Origin of the sequence: Daejeonella sp. (assembly GCF_037719425.1) — a bacterium.
Classification (GTDB): Bacteria; Bacteroidota; Bacteroidia; order Sphingobacteriales; family Sphingobacteriaceae; genus Daejeonella.
Genome location: NZ_JBBJNI010000125.1, coordinates 1 through 7,094, shown reverse-complemented (window position 1 = coordinate 7,094; position 7,094 = coordinate 1). Strand labels below are relative to the sequence as shown.

Here is a 7,094-nt window from a genome sequence, read left to right as displayed (position 1 = left end):
TCAGGTAATATGGGCCAGCGTACCGCCGATGGTAGGCTTACCTTCGTGCCGGCTACTGGTAACCTGACCGCAAACACCTTTACTTCAATTATTCCAACCGGAGCAGCTCCATTGGTTGTTGCGTCTAACACGGCGGTAGCAAATCTGACATCCACTAATACATTGAATACGAACGTTACCGATGACGTAGCTACTGCAACCCCAGTATTTCCAACGTTCGTTAACGCGACTTCAGGCTATCAGAATCAGCGTACAGCAAGTTCAAGGTTATCCTTTGTTCCTTCGACAGGTGCTTTAACTGCTACAAGTTTTGTCGGAACGTTAAATGGGAATGCTACTTCAGCTAACACAGCTATCAATGCAACAAATTCAACGAATTCAAATATCACAGAGGATATAGTCAGTCCAACTGTGGCATATCCCGTTTTTGTAAAAGCGTCACCGGGAAATCAGCCTCTGCAAGTGGGCCCTGCCAATCTAAGTTACGTTCCATCTACAGGTGTACTTACAGCTAAAGGTTTCGTAGGCCCGCTGACAGGCAATGTTACGGGTACTGCTACGGCGGCTTTGGATGCTCAGAGAGCGGTGGAGATTAGTATTGCTAATGACGTGGTTTCGAATACAACCATGTATCCTACATTTGTTTCCGGTATTACAGGAACGCAGCTTCCATTTGTAAGCAATACCAAATTAAGCTTTATCCCTCAAACGGGAGAGTTGACGGCAACTATTTTCAGAGGTGCATTGTCGGGGAATGCTACTAGCGCTACTAATGTGACCGGCGTAGTAGCTCCACTTAATGGCGGGACCGGCGTTCCTAATAACAATACTTTGACACTGTCCGGAGCAAACATTGCATTAACTGCAACTGGCGCGACTAATATCACTTTGCCAACTACGGGCACGCTTGCGATCACGGCATCACCTGCATTTACTGGCATTCCCACAGCACCTACTGCCGCAGCAAATACTAACACGATTCAGTTGGCCACGACTGAATTTGTTACAGCTGCGGGTAATTTAAAAGCAAATATTGCTTCACCGGCACTCACTGGGATCCCGACTGCTCCCACAGCAGCAATAACAACAAATAATATACAAATTGCAACTACCGCATTCGTTCAAGCGGTAGTAGGTATGATTAAATCGCCGAACACTGCTCCGACCTCTGTCGTAAGCGTGGCAGCCAATAATGAACTTGAAGTAACTTACACGGTTACCGGAGCAACGACTTCAGGCACTGTCGTGGCGTCGCCTAATCCTGCTCTTTTGACAGGGTTGGGAATTATGTCAGCAAGAGTAAGTGCTACTAATGTGGTAACTGTGAGATACCGTAATTTTAACGCAATAGGAGGAGCAGCACTTTCCGCCGGCAGTTTAAACTTAACTGTTATTCAATAAGCAATTTTAACTTTGACATATCCGCAAAGCGGCTACTTTCGGTCTAATTCTTGATTGATCTTCCTGCGATGTGTCTATTAAACGCATCAATGTAGTTAATTACTTCACCGCTGCAGTTATTTACTACTCAATTGCAGTTATTTGCTACTACGTTACAGTAGTTTACTACCCTGTTTGAGTTATTTGCTACTCTGTTGCAGCTATTAACTCTATCGTTGTAGCTATTTACTACACCGTTGCAGTTATTTACTCCATCGTTGTAGCTATTTGCTCCATCGTTGCAGTTAATTACTACTCAGTTGCAGCTATTTACTACTCGATAGTAGCTTTGAACTACTCAATAGTAGCTTTTTACTACTCCGTTGAGGTAATTTGCTACTCGATAGTTACTTTTAACTACTCCATAGTAGCTTTTCACTACACCGTTGAGGTATTTTACAACTCGATAGTAGCTTTTCACTGGCGAGAATTAATGGGTTTACATCCCCGACGTTTCCTCAAGTCTGACCTCTTCTGGCGATTCATTAAACATATATCCAGGATCTATCTACATCTTATATTTAATTGTTATTTTTGTATATGGGCCAGCCATTGGAAAAGCAGGATATCCTGAGAGAATTATCTGATAGAAAGCATCATCTTGCTGAATTTGGTGTTGAAAGGATTGGTCTATTCGGCTCTTTTTTACGCGGTGAAGAGAGTAAAGACAGCGATATCGATCTGCTGGTAGAACTAAGCAAGACTCGTAAGACCTTTAGGAATTTCCTTGCCTTAAACTACTATCTGGAAGAAATCTTTGGCCGGAGAGTTGAATTAGTAACCGTGTAATCTTTAAGCCCTTTCATAGGACCGCATATCTTAAGAACGGTAGAGTATGCATCTCTCGCAAAGCAAAATATAGTTACATACCCTGGCGTGAGATGAGTGATATTCGGAACAGGATAATTCATCATTATTTCGGTGTAGACTATGACATAGTTTGGGATTCTGTTATTACCGATATACCCATGCTAAAGGAATGGATTGAGGCAGTAATAGAATTGGAAAAGTAAAAACGCGTCATCCAATGGCCCTAAGAGAAGAGGGCCATCAATTTTACCTTCCCGACATCTCTGCAAGCCTATTCCTTTCCGTCTGCAGTTCCCGGGCAAGCTTCTTCTCTTTTTCATTGGAATTGACCTTGTGTTTCTGAAACTCGCCGGTAAGGTCATTGTACAGGCCGGTTCGGTAGCGTGCTTCTTTCAGAGCTGAAGTGGAGCGGTAAATGGCAAAACCCAATCCTGCGCCAAGGAGGAAGATTATTCCCCACATGATCATATTATAAGTCCCGGTTTCTACATATAAACCAAGGACGCTGTTCCGGCCAGTCCGGGCTTTGAATAGGGCATTCTCTTTCTTCACATTTTCTAACTCAGCTTTCGAGGCCAGGAAAGCCTGGTCATCAGAGCCTAGTTGCAATTTTGCTTCTTTTAGTAATAACCGTTGTGCGGCAAGTGTATCTGAAACATTTTTCCACAACAAGTCCACCTTTTGCTGACGGATCTGTTTATACCCCGGGTAGCCACCGGAGTACATGATCAGATTCTGGTATTGCTCGGCGAGCGTATTACCCCCTTTTTGAGCATGAACGTTTTGTGTTGTATATACTATAAGGAGTAAAAGGGTAAATTTTAGTCTCGACATAAATTTAGTTTTAGAGTTATAGAACAGAATTTGGGGTGGGTTTATTGTTTGTGAGTTATAGGTTATACGTCTGAGTGGATAGAGTTGTAAGTTATAAGTCGTGATCGGGTATTACGCTATGCGTTTTACGTCTGGGTGAGAGAATGGCTTCTACGGCACGACTTTGCACTTTCTCGAAAAACGTTCTGCAATTGTCTACAATTCGTTGCTCGGAACTGACGTAAATAGATGCTATGAACCGGTGTTAGCTAAACCGGGGCGGCAGGAGTAGCTTTTGCTCAAACTTCATTTATAAAATGATATGTGTCCGTTCTGAGCAAAACTACTCCAGAGCACCGGACTGGCGGTGCCGATGAAAATCAGGAATTGCTTTCCAATAGAAAAATTAGCCACCCCCAACCCCGCCAGCGAGGGACACTGGGTGGATATGCACCTCGTCTCTCGCTTTTCACATTTCCCATCTCGACTCTCCCATCTTACAGCGTTTAGTAAGCCTAAAACGTATAACGAAAAATTTACAACTTCCTAATCGCTGATGAAAAAGCCAACCCTTTTAAAATGCATTAAAACGTATACTTATAACTTACGACCTAAAACTTATAAATTCTTCAAAAATAACTACGCAACTATTTGATATTTGATAAGACTTTCCTATCTTTGCCCTCCCTTTAGAGGGGTTTACTATGTCTTGAACGAAGCCCTACTGCTTCGATGGACACAAATTGAATTTAGAAAATGTCAGGAATTATTGGAAAAAAAGTAGGAATGACCAGCATTTTCGATGCTGACGGGAAGAACATCCCGTGCACAGTTATCGAAGCTGGCCCATGCGTGGTTACTCAACTACGTACCGTCGATACAGACGGCTACACCGCAGTTCAGTTAGCTTTCTCAGACAAGAAGGAAAAAAACACAACCGGTTCACTTAAAGGACATTTCGCGAAAGCTGGTACAACTCCAAAGCGCAAGCTGGTTGAGTTCAAAACTTTTGAGGATGAGAAAGCCCTTGGTGATACAGTTGACGTTTCAATCTTCGTGGAAGGCGACTTTGTTGATGTTGTTGGTACCTCAAAAGGTAAAGGATTTCAGGGTGTTGTAAAACGCTACGGATTTGCCGGTGTGGGTGGTCAGACTCACGGTCAGCACAACAGGTTAAGAGCGCCAGGTTCACTTGGAGCTTCTTCATGGCCTTCACGTGTATTCAAAGGAATGCGCATGGCAGGACGAATGGGTGGTGATCGCGTTAAAATTCAGAATCTTCAGGTTTTGAAGGTGTACACAGAGCAAAACTTATTGGTAGTTAGCGGTTCAATACCGGGAGCTAAAGGTTCTTACGTAATCGTTGATAAATAGGAAGATGGAAGTTAAGGTTATAAATATATCAGGTAAAGAAACAGGTGCCAAGGTGCAGCTTCCTGATGCGATCTTCGCCGTAGAGCCAAATGATCATGCGATCTACTTAGACGTTAAGCAATACCTTGCGAATCAACGCCAGGGAACACACAAGTCTAAGCAGCGTAATGAAATCGCTGGATCTACCAGAAAATTATACAAACAAAAAGGTACTGGTGGTGCCCGTGCAGGATCTATCAAATCGCCATTATTCAATGGTGGTGGTCGTATATTCGGTCCGCAGCCCCGCGATTACGGTTTTAAGCTGAACAAAAAGCTTAAATCATTAGCGCGTAAATCAGCACTTACATATAAAGCACAAGATAATAGCATCGTAGTTTTAGAGGATTTCAGCTTTGATTCTGTAAAGACTAAGAACTACGTAAAATTGGTTGCTGATCTTAACCTTACTAACGCTAAGTCGTTATTGGTTTTGCCAGCAGCAAATAGCAATGTTTATTTATCAAGCAGAAACATCAAAAAAGCGAAAGTGGTAACTGCTGCAGAGTTAAATACATATGATGTGTTAAATGCAGGAACGCTATTGCTTACAACTGAGACTGTTAAAACATTAACGGAGGCGTTCGCGAAGTAAGATGGAAATTTTAAAGAAACCAATCCTAACAGAGAAAGCATCGGCATTAACTGAAAAGTTAAACCGCTTTACTTTCAAAGTAGACCACAGAGCCAACAAATTAGAGATCAAAGGTGCGATCGAAAAAATGTATGGCGTGAACATCAAAGCTATCAACACAGCGGTAGTCTTTGGAAAATCAAAATCGCGTAACACTAAAGCAGGTGTTGTATCAGGAAATGCTCCTAAATACAAAAAAGCTATAGTTACTCTTAGTGATGGTGAAACCATTGACTTTTACAGCAATATTTAATTAAGACATGGCAGTAAGAAGATTTAAACCGGTTACCCCGGGTACTCGTTTCAGAGTAGGAGGAGTTTTCTCTGATGTAACGACTAACGTTCCAGAAAAATCGTTAGTTACCAGCATCAAGAAATCCGGTGGTAGAAATAATTCCGGTAAAATGACTATGCGTTATCTCGGTGGGGGACATAAAAAGTCATACCGATTGATTGATTTTAAACGCGATAAAAACGATATCCCCGCAACTGTTGCCACTATTGAGTACGATCCGAACCGTAGCGCACGTATTGCATTAGTGCATTACGCTGACGGTGAGAAACGTTACATCATTGCTCCGGAAGGCTTAAAAGTTGGCATGAAGATTACTTCAGGCGAAGGCTCAGCTCCGGAAGTTGGAAATGCGCTTCCATTGAAGAACATTCCTTTGGGATCAATTATTCACAACATTGAACTGAACCCTGGTCAGGGAGCTATCATTGCAAGAAGCGCGGGCACGTATGCACAGCTTTCAGCACGTGATGGTAAGTATGCGATCATTAAAATGCCTTCTGGCGAGACGCGTATGATTCTGGCTACTTGTATAGCAACTATCGGTACGGTTTCCAACTCTGAAAAAGCTAACGAGGTGTTAGGTAAAGCCGGTAGAAATCGTTGGTTAGGACGCCGTCCAAGAGTTCGTGGTGTGGCAATGAACCCTGTCGATCACCCTATGGGTGGTGGTGAAGGAAGATCATCTGGTGGTCATCCACGCTCTAGAAAAGGTTTATTATCTAAAGGCTTCAAAACCCGCGATAAAAAGAAATCATCTGATCGTTACATCATAGAGAGAAGGAAGAAATAATGGCTCGTTCAATAAAAAAAGGACCCTATATAGATCATAACGTAGAGAAGAAAGTATCTACAATGAATGAGGGTAACAAAAAATCGGTGATCAAAACTTGGTCACGCAGGTCAATGATCTCTCCGGATTTCGTAGGCCACACATTTGCAGTGCACAACGGGAATAAATTTATCCCGGTTTATGTAACTGAAAACATGGTTGGTCATAAGCTTGGTGAATTTTCTCCAACGAGAACATTCAGAGGTCACTCTGATAAGAAGAAATAAGCAATGGAAGCAATAGCAAAATTAAACGATTGCCCTACCTCACCACGTAAGATGAGATTGGTTGTTGATCTGATCAGAGGTGAACGGGTTGAAAAGGCTTTATATATTTTAAAGTTTACCAATAAAGAAGCTGCGATAAGAGTTGAAAAACTTTTATTATCCGCTATAAAAAATTGGGAGTCTAAAAATGAAGGCCAACGTCCGGAAGACAATGAATTGTACGTAAAAACAATCATGGTTGACGGTGGACGCCAGTTAAAAAGATTAAGACCAGCTCCTCAGGGTCGCGGACATAGAATTCGTAAACGTTCTAACCACGTTACACTGATAGTTGATAGTAAAAATACTGAACCAAAAGCTAATTAAGAGAAATGGGACAAAAAGCACATCCGATAGGAAACAGATTAGGAATCATCAAAGGTTGGGATTCTAATTGGTTCGGTGGAAACGATTACTCTGAGAAATTAGTTGAGGACGAAAAGATCAGGAAATACCTGGCTGCACGTATCTCAAAGGGCGGTATCTCGAAAGTTGTTATCGAGCGTACTTTGAAACGTATCACCATCACTATCCACACTGCCCGTCCGGGTATCGTGATTGGAAAAGGTGGACAGGAAGTTGACAAGATCAAAG

At 42.3% G+C, this 7,094-nt stretch carries 11 protein-coding genes; 10 read left to right on the top strand and 1 reads right to left on the bottom strand.

Features of this window, described 5'->3' with window-relative positions; translation table 11 throughout:
- The 3 genes from WKF69_RS14860 to WKF69_RS14850 form a co-directional block, all read left to right on the top strand.
- Nucleotides 1-1,401 (top strand): hypothetical protein (locus WKF69_RS14860; RefSeq protein WP_340382857.1); only part of this gene is annotated, 1,401 nt, incomplete at its 5' end.
- A gap of 579 nt (nucleotides 1,402-1,980) precedes the next feature.
- Nucleotides 1,981-2,229, top strand: coding sequence for a nucleotidyltransferase domain-containing protein (locus WKF69_RS14855; protein ID WP_340382856.1), 249 nt, complete (start codon nucleotides 1,981-1,983; stop codon nucleotides 2,227-2,229).
- Entirely contained in the window at nucleotides 2,214-2,453 is a 240-nt protein-coding gene (locus WKF69_RS14850) for a HepT-like ribonuclease domain-containing protein (RefSeq protein ID WP_340382864.1), read from the top strand. The genes WKF69_RS14855 and WKF69_RS14850 overlap by 16 nt, the downstream gene beginning before the upstream one ends.
- 43 nt (nucleotides 2,454-2,496) lie before the next feature.
- On the opposite strand, the gene WKF69_RS14845 is transcribed toward WKF69_RS14850, so the two are convergent.
- On the bottom strand, nucleotides 2,497-3,084 hold the full coding sequence (locus WKF69_RS14845; RefSeq protein WP_340382855.1) for a hypothetical protein: 588 nt from the start codon (nucleotides 3,082-3,084) through the stop codon (nucleotides 2,497-2,499).
- A 735-nt stretch (nucleotides 3,085-3,819) separates the two neighbouring features.
- On the opposite strand from WKF69_RS14845, the gene rplC reads away from it, so the two are divergent.
- From rplC to WKF69_RS14810, 7 genes are all read left to right on the top strand, one after another.
- On the top strand, nucleotides 3,820-4,437 hold the full coding sequence (rplC, locus tag WKF69_RS14840; protein ID WP_340382854.1) for a 50S ribosomal protein L3: 618 nt from the start codon (nucleotides 3,820-3,822) through the stop codon (nucleotides 4,435-4,437).
- 4 nt (nucleotides 4,438-4,441) lie between these two features.
- Nucleotides 4,442-5,071, top strand: coding sequence for a 50S ribosomal protein L4 (gene rplD / locus WKF69_RS14835; RefSeq protein WP_340382853.1), 630 nt, complete (start codon nucleotides 4,442-4,444; stop codon nucleotides 5,069-5,071).
- A 1-nt stretch (nucleotide 5,072) separates the two neighbouring features.
- Nucleotides 5,073-5,363 (top strand): 50S ribosomal protein L23, encoded by a 291-nt coding sequence (gene rplW, locus WKF69_RS14830; protein ID WP_340382852.1) that lies wholly within the window; start codon nucleotides 5,073-5,075, stop codon nucleotides 5,361-5,363.
- 7 nt (nucleotides 5,364-5,370) lie between these two features.
- Nucleotides 5,371-6,195, top strand: a complete 825-nt coding sequence (gene rplB / locus WKF69_RS14825) for a 50S ribosomal protein L2 (protein WP_340382851.1) — start codon at nucleotides 5,371-5,373, stop codon at nucleotides 6,193-6,195.
- A complete protein-coding gene (gene rpsS / locus WKF69_RS14820) occupies nucleotides 6,195-6,461 on the top strand; it encodes a 30S ribosomal protein S19 (protein ID WP_079702237.1) in 267 nt (88 codons plus the stop codon). Before rplB ends, rpsS begins: the two co-directional genes overlap by 1 nt.
- A gap of 3 nt (nucleotides 6,462-6,464) precedes the next feature.
- Nucleotides 6,465-6,827, top strand: a complete 363-nt coding sequence (gene rplV, locus WKF69_RS14815; RefSeq protein WP_340382850.1) for a 50S ribosomal protein L22 — start codon at nucleotides 6,465-6,467, stop codon at nucleotides 6,825-6,827.
- Nucleotides 6,828-6,832: 5 nt separating this feature from the next.
- Nucleotides 6,833-7,094, top strand: a 262-nt coding sequence (locus WKF69_RS14810) for a KH domain-containing protein (RefSeq protein ID WP_340382849.1), incomplete at its 3' end; no start/stop codon positions are given.